Source organism: Streptomyces capparidis, from assembly GCF_054782095.1.
The window spans coordinates 1-15,629 of record NZ_BAAGTD010000054.1 but is presented as its reverse complement, the minus strand read 5'-3'; the positions used below and the strand labels follow the sequence as shown (position 1 = coordinate 15,629).

General features: G+C 75.7%; 13 protein-coding genes. 10 read left to right on the top strand and 3 right to left on the bottom strand.

Features of this window, described 5'->3' with window-relative positions; all coding sequences use genetic code 11:
* The 4 genes from ACYVO2_RS31395 (at window position 1) to sucD (ending at window position 6,024) form a co-directional block, all read left to right on the top strand.
* A complete protein-coding gene (locus tag ACYVO2_RS31395; RefSeq protein ID WP_461011460.1) occupies window positions 1-2,364 on the top strand; it encodes a DUF5682 family protein in 2,364 nt (787 codons plus the stop codon).
* A 44-nt stretch (window positions 2,365-2,408) separates the two neighbouring features.
* Complete coding sequence (locus ACYVO2_RS31390) at window positions 2,409-3,509, top strand: VWA domain-containing protein (RefSeq protein ID WP_461011487.1); 1,101 nt, start codon at window positions 2,409-2,411, stop codon at window positions 3,507-3,509.
* A gap of 437 nt (window positions 3,510-3,946) precedes the next feature.
* Entirely contained in the window at window positions 3,947-5,122 is a 1,176-nt protein-coding gene (sucC, locus tag ACYVO2_RS31385; RefSeq protein ID WP_461011459.1) for an ADP-forming succinate--CoA ligase subunit beta, read from the top strand.
* A 17-nt stretch (window positions 5,123-5,139) separates the two neighbouring features.
* Window positions 5,140-6,024, top strand: coding sequence for a succinate--CoA ligase subunit alpha (gene sucD / locus ACYVO2_RS31380; RefSeq protein WP_461011458.1), 885 nt, complete (start codon window positions 5,140-5,142; stop codon window positions 6,022-6,024).
* 147 nt (window positions 6,025-6,171) lie between these two features.
* Here sucD and ACYVO2_RS31375 read toward each other — a convergent pair whose 3' ends face one another.
* Entirely contained in the window at window positions 6,172-6,948 is a 777-nt protein-coding gene (locus ACYVO2_RS31375; protein WP_461011457.1) for a SigE family RNA polymerase sigma factor, read from the bottom strand.
* Window positions 6,949-7,167: 219 nt separating this feature from the next.
* Here ACYVO2_RS31375 and ACYVO2_RS31370 point away from each other — a divergent pair, with 219 nt between their 5' ends.
* Window positions 7,168-8,865 carry a cell division protein PerM gene (locus tag ACYVO2_RS31370; protein ID WP_461011456.1) on the top strand — a complete coding sequence of 566 codons (1,698 nt, stop codon included), beginning with the start codon at window positions 7,168-7,170 and terminating at the stop codon, window positions 8,863-8,865.
* Between the two features lie 13 nt (window positions 8,866-8,878).
* Here ACYVO2_RS31370 and ACYVO2_RS31365 read toward each other — a convergent pair whose 3' ends face one another.
* Window positions 8,879-9,724 carry a hypothetical protein gene (locus ACYVO2_RS31365; protein WP_461011455.1) on the bottom strand — a complete coding sequence of 282 codons (846 nt, stop codon included), beginning with the start codon at window positions 9,722-9,724 and terminating at the stop codon, window positions 8,879-8,881.
* Window positions 9,725-9,951: 227 nt separating this feature from the next.
* Between ACYVO2_RS31365 and purN the strand changes: the two genes are divergently transcribed.
* Complete coding sequence (gene purN / locus ACYVO2_RS31360; RefSeq protein WP_461011454.1) at window positions 9,952-10,584, top strand: phosphoribosylglycinamide formyltransferase; 633 nt, start codon at window positions 9,952-9,954, stop codon at window positions 10,582-10,584.
* The gene (gene purH, locus ACYVO2_RS31355) at window positions 10,581-12,152 is read left to right on the top strand and encodes a bifunctional phosphoribosylaminoimidazolecarboxamide formyltransferase/IMP cyclohydrolase (protein ID WP_461011453.1); all 1,572 of its coding nucleotides are present in this window, start codon (window positions 10,581-10,583) and stop codon (window positions 12,150-12,152) included. Before purN ends, purH begins: the two co-directional genes overlap by 4 nt.
* A gap of 78 nt (window positions 12,153-12,230) precedes the next feature.
* On the opposite strand, the gene ACYVO2_RS31350 is transcribed toward purH, so the two are convergent.
* Window positions 12,231-12,884, bottom strand: a complete 654-nt coding sequence (locus ACYVO2_RS31350) for an RDD family protein (RefSeq protein ID WP_461011452.1) — start codon at window positions 12,882-12,884, stop codon at window positions 12,231-12,233.
* Window positions 12,885-13,475: 591 nt separating this feature from the next.
* Between ACYVO2_RS31350 and ACYVO2_RS31345 the strand changes: the two genes are divergently transcribed.
* The 3 genes from ACYVO2_RS31345 to ACYVO2_RS31335 form a co-directional block, all read left to right on the top strand.
* A complete protein-coding gene (locus tag ACYVO2_RS31345) occupies window positions 13,476-14,336 on the top strand; it encodes a bifunctional methylenetetrahydrofolate dehydrogenase/methenyltetrahydrofolate cyclohydrolase (RefSeq protein WP_461011451.1) in 861 nt (286 codons plus the stop codon).
* A 44-nt stretch (window positions 14,337-14,380) separates the two neighbouring features.
* Window positions 14,381-14,782, top strand: coding sequence for a DUF3017 domain-containing protein (locus ACYVO2_RS31340; protein WP_461011450.1), 402 nt, complete (start codon window positions 14,381-14,383; stop codon window positions 14,780-14,782).
* Window positions 14,783-15,181: 399 nt separating this feature from the next.
* The coding region (locus ACYVO2_RS31335) for a helix-turn-helix domain-containing protein (protein ID WP_461011449.1) at window positions 15,182-15,629 on the top strand (448 nt) is incomplete at its 3' end.

The following is a 15,629-nucleotide window of genomic DNA, read 5'->3' as shown; positions in this document are numbered from 1 at the left end:
ATGGCCGAGCAGGGGGAGGTGGCGCTGCTCGGGGTGCGCCACCACGGGCCCGGGTCGGCGCGGGCGGTGCGGGCGGCGCTCGCGCACTTCCGGCCGGACGTGGTGCTGGTCGAGGGGCCGCCCGAGGCCGACGCGGTGGTCGCCCTCGCCGCCGACGAGGCCATGCGGCCGCCGGTGGCGCTGCTCGCCCACGCGGTGGACGACACGGCGCGGGCCGCGTTCTGGCCGGTCGCGGAGTTCTCCCCGGAGTGGGTGGCGATCCGTCACGCCCTGGACGGCGGGGTGCCGGTGCGCTTCGTCGACCTGCCCGCGGCGCACACGCTGGCCAGGGCCGCCGAGGACGAGGCCGAGGAGGCGGCCGAGCCCGCCGAGGTGCGCGTCGACCCGATCGGGGTGCTGGCCGCGGCCGCCGGGTACGACGACCCGGAGCGGTGGTGGGAGGACGCCGTCGAGCACCGCGTCGCCGACCGGGAGGCGGACCCGCTCGCCCCGTTCGCCGCGCTCGCCGAGGCCATGGGCGCGCTGCGCGAGGAGTACGGGGACGGCGGCCACCGCGACGACCCGGTGCGCGAGGCGCACATGCGGCTGCGGCTGCGCGAGGCGCGGCGGGAGTTCCGCCGGGTCGCCGTGGTCTGCGGGGCGTGGCACGTGCCGGCGCTGGCGCGGCGCACCACGGTCGCCGCCGACCGGCAGGCGCTGCGGGGCCTGCCGAGGGTGCGGGTCGACGTCACCTGGGTGCCGTGGACCCACCGGCGGCTCGCCCAGTGGAGCGGCTACGGGGCCGGGATCACCTCGCCCGGCTGGTACCACCACCTGTTCACCTCCCCCGACCGGCCGGTCGCCCGCTGGATGACCAAGGTCGCCGGGCTGCTGCGCGAGCAGGACCACCCGGTCTCCTCCGCCCACGTCATCGAGGCGGTGCGGCTCGCCGAGTCCCTGGCGGTGATGCGCGGGCGCCCGCTGGCGGGGCTCGGCGAGACGACCGACGCTGTGCGGGCCGTGATGTGCGAGGGCTCGGACGTGCCGCTGGCGCTGGTGCGGGACCGGATGGTCGTCGGGGACGAGCTCGGCGAGGTGCCCGACGCGGCGCCCGCCGTCCCCCTCCAGCGGGACCTCGCCCGCACCCAGCGGGCGCTGCGGCTGAAACCCAAGGCGCTGGAGGAGGAGCTGGAGCTCGACCTGCGGCAGGAGAGCGGCGCGGCGCGCAGCAGGCTGCTGCACCGCCTGCGGCTGCTGGGCGTCCCGTGGGGCGAGCCGGTCCGCGGCCGGGGCAGCACCGGCACCTTCCGGGAGACCTGGCGGCTGCGCTGGGAGCCGGAGCTGGCCGTGCGGGTCGCCGAGGCGGGCGTGTGGGGGACCACCGTGGTCACCGCCGCCACCGCCAAGGCCGAGGACGCGGCGCGCGGGGCCGCCGCGCTCGCCGAGGTGACCGCGCTCGCCGAGCGCTGCCTGCTCGCCGAGCTGCCCGAGGCGCTGCCCACCGTCATGCGGGTGCTCGCCGACCGCGCCGCCACCGACGCCGACGTCGGCCATCTGGCGCAGGCCCTGCCCGCACTGGTGCGCTCCGCCCGGTACGGGGACGTGCGCGGCACCGACTCGGCGGCGCTGCGCGAGGTCGCCGAGGGGCTCGCCGTACGGGTGTGCGTCGGGCTGCCCCCGGCCTGCGTGGGCCTGGACCAGGACGGCGCGCAGGACATGCGCCAGCACCTGGACGCCGCGCACCAGGCCGTCACGATGCTGGAGCGGCCCGGACTGCGCGACCGGTGGGCGGCCACGCTGCGGTCGCTGGCCGACCGGGACGGCGGCGGCGACGGCCCGCCCGGCACCCCCGGGCTGCTGCGGGGCAGGGCGGCGCGGCTGCTGCTCGACGAGGGACGGCTCGACGGCGCGGAGGCCGCCCGGCTCATGGGGCTCGCCCTGTCGCCCGGCACCGCGCCCGCCGAGGCCGCGGCCTGGGTCGAGGGCTTCCTGGCGGGCGGCGGGATGCTGCTGGTGCACGACGAGCGGCTGCTCGGCCTGGTGGACTCCTGGCTCACCGGGGTGCCCCCGGAGGCGTTCCACGATGTGCTGCCGCTGCTGCGCCGCACCTTCTCCGAGTTCGAGCCGGGGGTGCGGCGCACCGTCGGGGAGCTGGTGCGGCGCGGCGGGGCGCCCGCGCCCTCGGCGGCCGGGGCCGCGCGGGACGGGTTCGGTGACACGCCGGACACCGGGCGGGCGGACGCCGCGCTGCCGGTGGTGCGGCTGCTGCTGGGGCTCGGGACGGGGCATGCGGGCGGGGCGGGGACCGGCGGGGCGGCGTCCGGCGGGGTGGGGTCCGGCGGGGCGGGGAAACAGGAGCGGGCTGTGCGAGGAGGTCGGCGGTGACCGGGAACGCGCCGGAGGCGGACGAGCGGCTGCGCCGCTGGCGGATGGTGCTCGGCGGCGGCGAGGGCGACGGCACGGGGCGCGCCCTGTCCGGGCGGGACGCGGCCATGGACCGCACCCTCGCCGCCCTGTACGGGGGCGGCGACCGGGGCGGGGAGCGCAGGGCCGGGCTCGGCGGCTCCGCGCCGCAGGTCGCCCGCTGGCTGGGCGACATCAGGGAGTACTTCCCGACCAGCGTGGTGCAGTTGATGCAGCGCGACGCCATCGACCGGCTCGGCCTGTCGTCGCTGCTGCTGGAGCCGGAGATGCTGGAGGCCGTCGAGGCGGACGTGCACCTGGTGGGCACGCTGCTGTCGCTGAACCGGGCCATGCCGGAGAGCACCAAGGAGACCGCCCGCGCGGTGGTCCGCAAGGTGGTGGACGACCTGGAGCGCAGGCTCGCCACCCGCACCCGCGCCACCGTCTCCGGGGCGCTGGACCGCTCGGCCAAGGTCAACCGCCCCCGCCACCGGGACATCGACTGGGACCGCACCATCCGGGCGAACCTGGGGAACTACCTCCCCGAGTACGGCACCGTGGTGCCCGAGCGCCTGGTCGGGTACGGCCGGGCCGCGCGGGCGGTGAAGAAGGACGTCGTGCTGTGCATCGACCAGTCGGGCTCGATGGCGGCGTCCGTGGTGTACGCGTCGGTGTTCGGGGCGGTGCTGGCGTCCATGCGGAGCATCGACACCAGGCTCGTGGTGTTCGACACCTCGGTGGTGGACCTCACCGAGCAACTGGACGACCCGGTGGACGTGCTGTTCGGCACCCGGCTCGGCGGCGGCACGGACATCAACCGGGCGCTGGCCTACTGCCAGGGGCTGATCACCCGCCCGTCGGAGACCGTCGTCGTGCTGATCAGCGACCTGTACGAGGGCGGCATACGGAACGAGATGCTCAAGCGCGTCGCCGCGATGAAGTCCTCGGGCGTGCAGTTCGTCGCCCTGCTCGCCCTGTCGGACGAGGGCGCCCCGGCATACGACCGGGAACACGCCGCCGCCCTCGCCACCCTCGGCGCCCCCGCCTTCGCCTGCACGCCGGACCTGTTCCCCGAGGTGATGGCGGCGGCCCTGGAGAAGCGGCCCCTGCCGATACCGGAACCGTGAGGGACCGCGCGCGGGACGGGACCGACCGTCGCCGACCCTCCCGAGGCCCGGAGCGCCACCCCCGAAAAGGTGCACAGAGTGCCGCTCGCCGGTTGTCAGGGCCCGAACCACCGGAGGCCGGGGGCCGGGAGGGGCCCGGGTTCTCACCGTGGGAGGTGGCGTGGCGTGAGGAAGTAGGGGTACATATCGGGTTCGCGGGGGTACGGGAGGGAGTGGCACCCGGTGCCGGTCGCTGGCTGTGACCGTTCTCACCGCGCCGGGGTGACCGCGGATTTAGGCAGGCCCGAGGGGCAGGGATAACCTGCCAGACGGACATGCCGCGCGCTCGGCCGTCGTGTGCGCCCTGAAGACGTTTCTCGAATTACGTCACGAACGACCGTGGCGGCACGCCCACGCAACCAAACCAACGCGATTCACCATAAAGGGGACGGACGCGCGTGGACCTGTTCGAGTACCAGGCGAGGGATCTCTTCGCCAAGCATGGCGTACCGGTGCTGGCCGGTGAAGTCGTCGACACCCCCGAGGATGCGCGCGGCGCCGCGGAGCGGCTGGGCGGCAGGGCGGTCGTCAAGGCCCAGGTCAAGATCGGCGGCCGCGGCAAGGCCGGCGGTGTGAAGCTGGCCGCGGACCCGGACGACGCCGCGGCCAAGGCCGGGCAGATCCTCGGCATGGACATCAAGGGTCACACGGTCCACAAGGTGATGCTGGCGGCCACCGCCGACATCGCGGAGGAGTACTACGTCTCCTACCTGCTGGACCGCGCCAACCGCACCTTCCTGGCCATGGCGTCCGTCGAGGGCGGCATGGACATCGAGGAGGTCGCGGCCACCAAGCCCGAGGCGCTGGCCAAGATCCCGGTGGACGCCAACGAGGGCGTGACCCCGGCCAAGGCCCGCGAGATCGTCGAGGCGGCGAAGTTCCCGGCGGACGTCGCCGACCAGATCGCCGACGTGCTGGTGACGCTGTGGAAGACCTTCATCGCCGAGGACGCGCTCCTGGTCGAGGTCAACCCGCTGATCAAGTCCGGCGACGGGAAGATCATCGCCCTGGACGCCAAGGTCAGCCTGGACGCCAACGCCGAGTTCCGGCAGCCGCACCACGCCGAGCTCGAGGACAAGGCCGCGGCCGACCCGCTGGAGGCGGCGGCCAAGGCCAAGGGCCTGAACTACGTCAAGCTCGACGGCGAGGTCGGCATCATCGGCAACGGCGCGGGCCTGGTCATGAGCACCCTGGACGTCGTCGCGTACGCCGGTGAGGCGCACGGCGGGGTCCGGCCCGCGAACTTCCTGGACATCGGCGGCGGCGCGTCCGCCGAGGTGATGGCCAACGGTCTGGAGATCATCCTCGGGGACCCGGCCGTCAAGTCGGTGTTCGTCAACGTGTTCGGCGGCATCACCGCCTGCGACGCGGTCGCGAACGGCATCGTCCAGGCCCTGGAGCTGCTGAAGTCCAAGGGCGAGGACGTCACCAAGCCGCTGGTCGTGCGCCTGGACGGCAACAACGCCGAGGAGGGCCGCCGGATCCTCACCGAGGCCAACCACCCGCTGGTGCAGCAGGTGGACACCATGGACGGCGCGGCCGAGCGCGCCGCCGAGCTCGCGGCTGCGAAGTAAGGAACGGACACCAAGACATGGCTATCTTCCTCACCAAGGAGAGCAAGGTCATCGTCCAGGGGATGACCGGCTCCGAGGGCAGCAAGCACACCCGCCGGATGCTCGCGTCCGGGACCAACATCGTCGGCGGCGTGAACCCCCGCAAGGCCGGCACCACGGTGGACTTCGACGGCACCGAGGTACCGGTGTTCGGCACGGTCAAGGAGGCCATGGAGGCCACCGGCGCCGACGTGACCGTCATCTTCGTGCCGCCGAAGTTCGCCAAGGACGCGGTCGTGGAGGCCGTGGACGCCGAGATCCCGCTCGCGGTCGTCATCACCGAGGGCATCGCGGTGCACGACACGGCGGCGTTCTGGGCCCACGCGGGCGCCAAGGGCGGCAAGACCCGGATCATCGGCCCCAACTGCCCCGGCCTGATCTCCCCCGGGCAGTCCAACGCCGGCATCATCCCCGCGGACATCACCACCTCCGGCCGCATCGGCCTGGTGTCGAAGTCCGGCACGCTGACCTACCAGCTCATGTACGAGCTGCGGGACATCGGCTTCTCCACCGCGGTGGGCATCGGCGGCGACCCGATCATCGGCACCACGCACATCGACTGCCTCAAGGCGTTCCAGGACGACCCCGACACCGACCTGATCGTCATGATCGGTGAGATCGGCGGCGACGCCGAGGAGCGCGCGGCCGAGTTCATCAAGGAGAACGTGACCAAGCCGGTGGTCGGCTACGTCGCGGGCTTCACCGCCCCCGAGGGCAAGACGATGGGCCACGCGGGCGCGATCGTGTCGGGCTCCTCCGGCACCGCGCAGGCGAAGAAGGAGGCCCTGGAGGCGGCGGGCGTGAAGGTCGGCAAGACCCCGTCGGAGACCGCGCGGCTGGCCCGCGAGGTCCTGGGTTCCTGACCCCCGCACCGAGAACAGCGGTACCCGCGGCACCCCGCCCGGCAGCGGCCGGGCGCGGACACGCGAGGGGCGCGGCGCCGGAAGGCGCCGCGCCCCTCGCGCGTCACGGGGCGCGCGTCACGGGGCGCGCGTCACGGCCCGGCCGGGTCAGCCCGGCCGGGGCGGCGCCGGGTCGGCCTGGCGGACCGGTGGAGGCGCCGACCCGCCGTCCAGCGCGTCCAGCAGCACGAACGCGCCCGCCGGGAGCACCACGGCGGCCACCAGCGCCGCCGTGGCCAGCGCCGTGCGGGTGAACAACTGCTCGACCTGGGCGCGGACCTGCGCCGGAGTGCCGAACGGCGCCTCGGGCAGGCCGGCCGACACCCGCGCCAGCAGCCCGCCGATCCGCGTGGGGAGGGCGAGGTCGTGCGGGTCGGCCCCGGCCAGCTCCGGGACCAGCAGCACCAGCTCCTCGTGGGCCCGGGTGATGCGCCCGGCCGCGGCCGGGGTGGTCGCCTCCAGCTCGGCCGCGGTCTCCGGCAGGTCCAGGCCGAGCCCGTCGTAGAGCAGCACGGCGCGGCGGCGGGCGGGCGGCAGCGCCAGCAGGGCCCCGTGCGGGTCCAGCACCGGGGGAGCGGGCCGCCACCAGCGCCACCAGCGGGGCCACCGCCACCCCCGCGGCCACCAGCACCACCAGTGCCGGGGACGGCGGGGCACCTGCCGCCAGGGGGACAGGGCGTACTCGTGCGCCGCGGCGCGCAGCCACCCCGGGGGGTCGGGGTCGACGGCCACCTCGGACCAGCGCTGCCAGGCCAGGCGGAAGGCGTGGTCCACGGCGCGCCGGGTCAGCTCCGGGTCGCCGGTGAGCAGGTGCACCTGGCGGGCGAGCAGGCGTGCCGTGCAGGCGTGGAGCTGGTCGTACGCGGCGACGACAGGGTCCTCCACCGTCACTCCAGTGCCAGTCGTGGCCGGCCGGGCCCGGGCAGGCCGGCCGGGGCGGTCACAGGGAACTGGTCGGGGCCGTGGGGAACCGTGCAAGGCCGTAGATCAGTTCATAGCCTTACTGCACTGTACGAAAAACCTCATGTGTCATCATTTGCGACACGACGGTACATATGCCCACTGGCCGTGCTGACCGGGTGTTTTCCGGCAGCATGGGGCGGCGTGAGCCACTTGACCGCCCCTGGCGCAGCACAGCAGCCGGCCACCGGCCGCCTCCCGGCCGTCGTCGCCGGGTTCTTCGGCGGTGTCCTCGCGGCCGGGCTCGGCCTCGGCGTGCTCGCCGTCGTCGTCCTGTTCCTGTGGATCATCTCCCCGTACCCGGACAGCGGCCCGGACGCGGCCCTGCGCATCGCCGCCGACCTGTGGCTGCTCGCCCACGGCGGCGACCTGCTGCGCACCGTCACCACCGGCGGCGAGCCGGCACCGCTGGGCCTGACCCCGCTGCTGCTGACCGCGCTGCCCGTGTGGCTGCTGCACCGCTCCGGCGCCCTCGCGGTGGACCCCGTCACCGATGACGATGAGGACGGCCCGGCCGGGCCCGTGCTCGCGCCGCCCGCCGCCGTCGGCTGGCTGGTCACCGGGTACTGCGCCGTCGGGTTCGCCGCGCTGCTGTACACCGCGTCCGGGCCGATCCGCAGCCGCCCCCTCAGTGTGCTGCTGACGCTGCCGCTGCTCGCCGCGGCCGCCGCGGGCGCGGGCGCCTGGTCCGGGCTCGGCCGCCCCCTGCCCACGCTGCCCCGGCCGCCCCTCGGCCGGTGGCGCGCGGGCCGGGCGCCCACCCGGCCGCGGTGGGGCGGGCTGGTGCTCGCCGCGCGGGCCGCCGCCGCCGGGACGCTCGTCCTGCTCGCCGGCGGCGCGCTGCTCACCGCCATGTCCCTGGTGTGGCACGCCTCCGCTGCCGGGGCCGCGTTCACGCAGCTCACCGAGGCGTTCACCGGCCGGATCGCGGTGCTGCTGCTGGCCTTCGCGTACCTGCCGAACGCCGCGGTGTGGGCCGCCTCCTACGCGCTCAGCCCCGGCTTCTCCGTCGGGACGGACACCACGGTGGCGCCCGCCGGGGCCGTCTACGGGGAGCTTCCGCTGTTCCCGCTGTTCGCCGCGCTGCCCGGGCCGGGGGACGCCGGGGCGGCCGGGCGGCTGACCCTGGTGCTGCCGATGGCCGCGGGCGCCGCGGTGGCCGCGGTGGTCGCCAAGGGTGTGCACGGCCTGTCCCGCAGGCGCTGCGGCTACCTCGCCGCGGCGGGGGCGGCGGCGCTGGCCGCGCTCGGCGTGGGCCTGGCGATGGGCCTGCTCGCCGCCTGGTCGGCGGGGCCGCTCGGCGGGCAGCGGCTCGCCGAGGTGGGTCCGGTGTGGTGGGCGACGGGCGGTGCCGCGCTGCTGTGGACCGCGGTGATCGCCGTGCCCGCGGTGCCCGTCGCCCGGTGGTGGCAGTTGCGGGAGCCGGTGCTCGAACCCGGGCGGGAGCCGCGGTCGCTGCTGCTGGCCCGGCTGCGCCGGGTGCTGCCGGCACGGCTCGCCGCGAGGCTGCCCGTGCCGCCCCCGCCCGCCCCGGTGCGCGAGCGCGCCGCCCGCGAGGACCGGTGGCGCAGGCTGCGCACCGCGTCCGGCGGCCTGATGGCGCCGTTCCCCGCCGCCCGGCCGCGCGGCTCCTGCGGCGAAGGGAGCGACGAGGGCGACGAGGGGGACGAGGACGAGGAGGCCTACGAGGCGGCGTACGAGGTGTTCGAGGCCCACCAGGCGCACCAGGCATTCGCGGAGCGCCCGGGGCGCGCGGGACACGAGCCGGGCCCGCACCCGGACCTCGGCGTCGGCGTGCCCGGCGGCCCGCCGCCCGGCGTGCGCGGGGCCGCCGACCGGTGACGCCCCGGCCCGGTCACTCGTCCTCGCCGACCACCCGCTCCACCCAGGCCGGGATCTCCTTGTCGCAGTCGGCGCGGGCGACCGTGGTCAGCGAGTCCGAGACGCACTCGAAGTAGTCCCGGTACACGATCTGGAGCGAGAACAGGCCGAACACCATCGCCAGCGACAGGCCGCCCGAGACCAGGCCGCTCAGCGCCGCGGGGAACTGGGGCCTGGTGCCGGGGCCGCCCGGCGCGGGCGCGTCCGGCCGGGTGCGCGGCCTGGTCCGCAGCGCGCTGGCGCCCCAGTACACGGCCAGCGCCCCGAGCAGCAGCGCCAGGTACGGCACGCTGAAGATCACGAAGAAGAACGCCCACATGCCGCTGATCAGCGCGTACCTGGCGCGCCGCTGCGCCGGGTCGGAGGCGTCGAAGCGCGGGCCGCGCGGCTCCTGCTGCCCCTGCTGCCCCCAGGGGCTCCGCGGGCGCTGCCCGCCGGGGCCCTGGCCGGGCGGCGGCCCGGACGGGGGCGGCGTGCGCGGCTGCCACGGCCGGTCGGGCGCGCCCTCCGGCGGCGGCGCGAACGGGTTGTCCTCCTGGTCCCGCCCACCGGACGGCGCCGACCCGCCCGGCGAACCCGAGGGGGACCCGGAGGAGCCGGAGCCGGACGACCCGCCGCCCGACGGCCCGGACGACCCGGAGGACGACCCCGACGGCGCCCCCGACGGCGGCAGCGGCGACGGCGACCTGAGCGCCACCCCGCCCCCGCCCGGCGCCCACGCGCCCGCGCCCCCCGCCCCGGGCAGGACGCCCACGCCCACCGGCGCGCCCGCCGCGCCCACGCCGGGGCCGAAGGCCGCCGGGTCGCCAGGAATGCTCATGCGGCCGCTGCTCATGGTGGTCGCGCCAACCCCTTGTCGCTGCATCGTCGGTCAAGTCCTCGTTCGTTCGCCCCTGCGCAGACGCTACCTCGGCGGGACGGCCACCGTCGGTGCGGGTGCGGCACGGTGTGCCAGTATCGTGGCTGACGGTCGCGCGGCGCCCGAGGTTCCCGAGGCGTCGCAAGCCGGCCCCGTGCCGTTGCCGTCAGCGAGAGAAGAGCCCAGCCGTGGGTGCGCATCCCCCGACCCCCTCGCCCCCCGCCCGCCTCGTGGTCCTGGTGTCGGGCTCCGGCACCAACCTCCAGGCGCTGCTCGACGCCGCGCGGGATCCCGCGTACGGGGCGCGGGTCGTGGCGGTCGGCGCCGACCGCGACGGCATCGCGGGCCTGGACCGGGCGCACCGGGCGGGTCTGCCCACCTTCGTCCACCGGGTCGCCGACTTCCCCGACCGGGCCGCGTGGGACCTCTCGCTCGCCGAGGCGATCGCCGAGCACCGCCCCGACCTGGTGGTCTGCGCGGGCTTCATGAAGATCGTCGGCAAGGAGGTCCTCGCCCGCTTCACCGGCCGCCTGGTCAACACCCACCCCGCCCTGCTGCCGAGCTTCCCCGGCGCCCACGCGGTGCGCGACGCCCTGGCGTACGGGGTGAAGGTCACCGGCTGCACCGTGCACCTGGTCGACGACGGCGTGGACACCGGCCCCGTCATCGCCCAGCGGGTGGTGGAGGTCCGTGAGGACGACGGCGAGGACTCGCTGCACGAGCGCATCAAGACGGTCGAGCGCGAGGCGCTCGTCGAGGTCGTGGGCCGCCTGGCCCGCGAGGGCTACCGCATCGAAGGAAGAAGGGTCCTGGTCCCGTGACTACCGGTACGACGAAGCGGCCGATCCGCCGCGCGCTGGTCAGCGTGTACGACAAGACGGGCCTTGAGGAGCTGGCCAGGGGCCTGCACGAGGCAGGGGTCGAGCTGGTGTCCACCGGGTCCACCGCCGCGAACATCGCCGCGGCCGGGATCCCGGTCACCCGGGTGGAGGAGCTGACGGGTTTCCCCGAGTGCCTCGACGGCCGGGTCAAGACCCTGCACCCGAAGGTGCACGCGGGCATCCTCGCCGACCAGCGCCTGTCCTCCCACCGCGAGCAGCTCGCCGACCTGGGCGTGCAGCCGTTCGAACTGGTCGTGGTGAACCTGTACCCGTTCCAGCAGACCGTGGCCTCCGGCGCGGACCCGGACGCGTGCGTGGAGCAGATCGACATCGGCGGCCCGTCGATGGTGCGCGCCGCCGCCAAGAACCACCCGTCCGTGGCGGTCGTGGTCAACCCGCAGCGGTACCCGGACGTGCTCACGGCCGCCGCCTCCGGCGGCTTCGACCTGGACGCCCGCAAGCGGCTGGCCGCCGAGGCGTTCGCGCACACCGCCGCCTACGACGTGGCCGTGGCCGCCTGGTTCGCCGGGTCCTACGCCCCGGAGGACGGCGCCGCGCCCGGCGAGCTGCCGTCGTTCCTCGGCGCCACGTACACCCGCGCCAACGTGCTGCGGTACGGCGAGAACCCGCACCAGTCCGCCGCCCTGTACGCCGACGGCTCCGGCGGCGGCCTGGCCGGCGCGGAGCAGTTGCACGGCAAGGAGATGTCCTTCAACAACTACGTGGACACCGAGGCCGCGCACCGCGCCGCCTACGACCACGAGGCGCCGTGCGTGGCGATCATCAAGCACACCAACCCGTGCGGCATCGCGGTCGGCGCCGACGTCGCCGAGGCGCACCGCAAGGCGCACGCCTGCGACCCGCTGTCCGCGTACGGCGGCGTGATCGCGGTCAACCGCCCGGTGTCGGTGGCCATGGCCGAGCAGGTCGCGGAAATCTTCACCGAGGTCATCGTCGCCCCCGACTTCGAGGACGGGGCGGTGGAGGTGCTCTCCCGCAAGAAGAACATCCGGGTGCTGCGCTGCCCGGACGGCCCCTCGCGCGGCACCGAGCTGCGGCCCGTCTCCGGCGGCGCGCTGCTCCAGCGGGTGGACGCCGTACGGGCCGAGGGCGACTCCCCGGAGAACTGGCGGCTGGTCGCGGGCGAGCCGCTGGACGAGGCGGGCCTGGCCGAGCTGGCCTTCGCGTGGCGCGCCTGCCGCGCGGTGAAGTCCAACGCGATCCTGCTGGCCCAGGGCGGCGCCACCGTCGGCGTCGGCATGGGCCAGGTCAACCGGGTGGACTCGGCGCGGCTCGCGGTGAGCAGGGCCGGGGACCGCGCGGCGGGCTCCTACGCGGCGTCGGACGCGTTCTTCCCGTTCGCCGACGGCCTCCAGGTGCTGATCGACGCCGGCGTCCGGGCGGTCGCCCAGCCGGGCGGCTCGGTGCGCGACGAGGAGGTCGTCGCGGCGGCGAAGGCGGCCGGGGTGACGATGTACCTGACGGGCACCCGGCACTTCTTCCACTGACCGGCCCCGCACGCCGAGGGGCCGGGACCGGCTCGCGGTCCCGGCCCCTGGTGCGGTCCGGTGGTAAGGCTGCCGGAGTCACTGGGACTTCACGACGACCGTGCTCATGATCTTGTCCGCGAAGGTCTGCTTCTTCGCGTCCCACAGCGGCCACAGGTAGCCGATGTAGCAGGGCAGGCTGTCCACGATGTGGACCAGGTAGCGCACGAAGCACATGCCGAAGCCCATGTACTGGCCGTCGGCCTCGCGCACGAGCTGGATGTTCACCATCTTCATGCCCACGGACTGCCCGCGGGTGCCCTTCTGGTGGATCATCCACAGGTAGACGATGAAGATCAGGACGTAGCCGATGACCCCCACGGCCACACCGGAGCCGCCGCCGATGGCCGCGCCGATGCCGATGCAGATGCCGCCCGGGATGCAGGCGATCAGGGTGTCGATGAAGGTCGCCGCCACCCGAGAGCCCCAGCCCGCGTAGAACTGCTGCACCTGGCCGGCGTGCGGGTAGCCGCCGCCCTGCTGCGGGTAGCCGTAGCCCGGCTGCTGGGGCTGCTGCTGCGGGTAGCCGTAGGCGGCGTTCGGGTCGTAGCCGCCCTGCTGGGGGTAGCCGTAGCCCGGCTGCTGGGGCTGCTGCTGCGGGTAGCCGTAGCCGGGCTGCTGCGGCTGCTGGCCGTAGCCGGGCTGCTGCGGCTGCTGCCCGTACGGGTTGTTCGGGCCGGGCGGGTAACTCACGTGGGATTCCTCCGTGCTAGCGGATGGGGACGACAGAAGGGGACGGATTCCGCGGCCCGGGAAGCCGGGCGGCGGACGCGACGAGAGTGCCTTGCGGGCCCGCGGGGCGGCCGTCGCCGCCCGGGTCGCGGGCCGTGCTGACGGAGGACGGTGCGAACTGGTGCCGCCCACCCGGGGCGCGGCGGGGAGCGGCCCGCCTCGGGCGCCGACGGCCTGGACCGCGGTGGCCGTCACCTGCCCGGCGGGGCCCGGCGGCGGACGGGACGTGACCGGACCGGACGCGTGAGCCCGGGGCGCGTCGGCCCGGACCCGGGCACGCCGCACCGCGTGGACTGCTCACGGAACTCCCCCCGATTTCGATCTCGCCATCTCCGGCCACATGTTCCGTTTCTGGCAACTTGTGCGGCCCCAATCGTGGTAGCTTCCCGCCTCCGCTGTCCAGCGCAGTTCTCCGGCTGTGCCGAATCTGCAACCGCGGCCGGACACTCGCGCCCGACATTCCCCCCGCGCCGGGACAACGCGCGCGGAACGCCGTCACAGAACACCCACGGAATTGGGACTCTTCCGGTTCCGTCCGCGAGGATGGGTTCCATGACCGCCCAGATTCTCGATGGCAAGGCCACCGCGGCCGCGATCAAGTCCGAGCTCGCCGCACGCGTCGAGTCGCTGAAGGCCAGGGGCGTCACGCCCGGCCTCGGCACCGTCCTGGTCGGGGACGACCCGGGGTCCCGCTCCTACGTCGCGGGCAAGCACCGCGACTGCGCCCACGTCGGCATCGCCAGCATCCAGCGCGAGCTGCCCGCCACCGCGTCCCAGGCCGACGTGGAGGCCGTGGTGCGGGAGCTGAACGAGGACCCGGAGTGCACGGGTTACATCGTGCAGTTGCCCCTGCCCAGGGGCCTGGACACGCACCGGGTGCTGGAGGCCATCGACCCGGACAAGGACGCCGACGGCCTGCACCCGACCAACCTCGGTCGCCTGGTGCTGGGCCAGGAGGCGCCGCTGCCGTGCACCCCGCGCGGCATCGTGGAGCTGCTGCGCCGCCACGGCGTGGAGCTGGGCGGGGCGCACGTGTGCGTCGTCGGGCGCGGCATCACCGTCGGCCGGTCCATCGGCCTGCTGCTGACCCGCCGCAGCGAGAACGCCACCGTGACCCTGTGCCACACCGGCACCCGGGACCTGGCGGCCGAGCTGCGCCGGGCGGACATCGTCGTCGCCGCCGCCGGCTCCCCGCACCTGGTCCGGGCCGAGCACGTCAAGCCGGGCGCGGCCGTGCTGGACGTGGGCGTGAGCCGGGACGAGAACGGCAAGCTGGTCGGCGACGTGGACCCCGCGGTCCGCGAGGTCGCGGCCTGGGTGGCGCCGAACCCGGGCGGCGTGGGGCCGATGACCCGGGCGCTGCTGCTGACGAACGTGGTCGAGGCGGCCGAGCGGGCGGTCAAGGAGAGCTGAACCGGAGCCGGACGGGGCCGAGGAGAGCGGGGCCAGGAAGAGCGATGGAAGGCGAGGAGGGCGGCGGCTCGCGCCGGCCGCCGGTGAAGACGGAGGGCACGCTGCGGCCCGAGGGCGGGGCGCGGGCGGCCGGCGGCGACGCCCCGGCGCCGGTGCGGCAGTGGCCGGTGCTGGTGGTGCTGGCCGGGGTGGCGCTCGGGCTGCTGGTGACCCGGGCCAGCTTCCGGCCGGGGCTGCTGCTCGTCGGCTGCTTCCTGCTGCTGGGCGGGGTGCTGCGGGCGACGGTGCGCAACGTGGGCATGCTCGCGGTGCGCAGCCGTTTCACGGACATCGTCACCTACGGGGTGCTGGGCGGCGGGGTGACGCTGCTCGCGCTGACGGCCATGCCGGACCCGTGGCTCGACCTGCCGTGGCTCCAGGACGTGGTGGCCCTGGTCCGCAGGTGAGCGGGCGCGTCCCAGGGGCGCCCCGGGCCCTCCCCCGCAGGAGGCCCGGGGCGCCCCTTCTCCTCCCCCCGGTTCAGGCCAACCTCAGGCGCCCCCCGTGCCACCCGGGGGCACCGGGCCGGCGCCGGCCGGCCGTGAGCGGAGCGCCCCCGGCCGGGGCGGTCCGTGTGCGCGGGGCCGTGCCGTGCCGCCCCGCGCCGCCGGGACGGTCCCGGCCCGGAGGGCGCCGCCGTGGCCGGATCCGCTCCCCGGCGCCGCCCGGTGTGGAACCGAGCCTGCCCCCTGGGGCCTGTAGGGCATAGTCGGAACGGGATCCGCGGGACGGCGCGGGACGCGTCACCCGCCGACCTGCCGGGACGCCCGCCGGGACGGGGCCGTCGAGGGACGGGGATGGGACGGATGGCTCGCTGGAAACCGCTGCCCGAGGATCTGGAGCCCGACGTCCGGCGCCTCGCGGTGCGCCTGCGGGAGCTGAAGGACCGCACGGACCTGAGCCTGGCCGCGCTCGCCGCCAGGACCGCGGTCAGCAAGTCGTCCTGGGAGCGCTACCTCAACGGCAAGGCGCTGCCGCCCCGTCAGGCCGTGCGGGCGCTCGGCAGGCTGGCGGGGGAGAGCGGCCCGATGCTGGAGGCGATGTGGGAGCTGGCGGACCGGGCGTACAGCGGCCGGGCGGCCACGGCGGAGGAGGGGCCGCCGACGGCGGCTGGCGGGGACGCGTTCCCGCCCGTGCCGAGGAACGACACGCCCGGCGCGCCCCCGCCGGACCCGGACCCCAGCGGCGCCGCGCCCCGCCCGCGGTTCCGCCGCACCCGGCCCGGGGACGCCGCGACGCTGTGCGCGGCCGTCG

Coding starts and splice junctions, on each gene's coding strand:
- ACYVO2_RS31365 (WP_461011455.1), bottom strand. CDS start 9,724: ATGAGCATTCCTGGCGACCCGGCGGCCTTCGGCCCCGGCGTGGGCGCG.
- ACYVO2_RS31395 (WP_461011460.1), top strand. CDS start 1: ATGGCCGAGCAGGGGGAGGTGGCGCTGCTCGGGGTGCGCCACCACGGG.
- sucD (WP_461011458.1), top strand. CDS start 5,140: ATGGCTATCTTCCTCACCAAGGAGAGCAAGGTCATCGTCCAGGGGATG.
- ACYVO2_RS31345 (WP_461011451.1), top strand. CDS start 13,476: ATGACCGCCCAGATTCTCGATGGCAAGGCCACCGCGGCCGCGATCAAG.
- ACYVO2_RS31390 (WP_461011487.1), top strand. CDS start 2,409: ATGGTGCTCGGCGGCGGCGAGGGCGACGGCACGGGGCGCGCCCTGTCC.
- ACYVO2_RS31340 (WP_461011450.1), top strand. CDS start 14,381: ATGGAAGGCGAGGAGGGCGGCGGCTCGCGCCGGCCGCCGGTGAAGACG.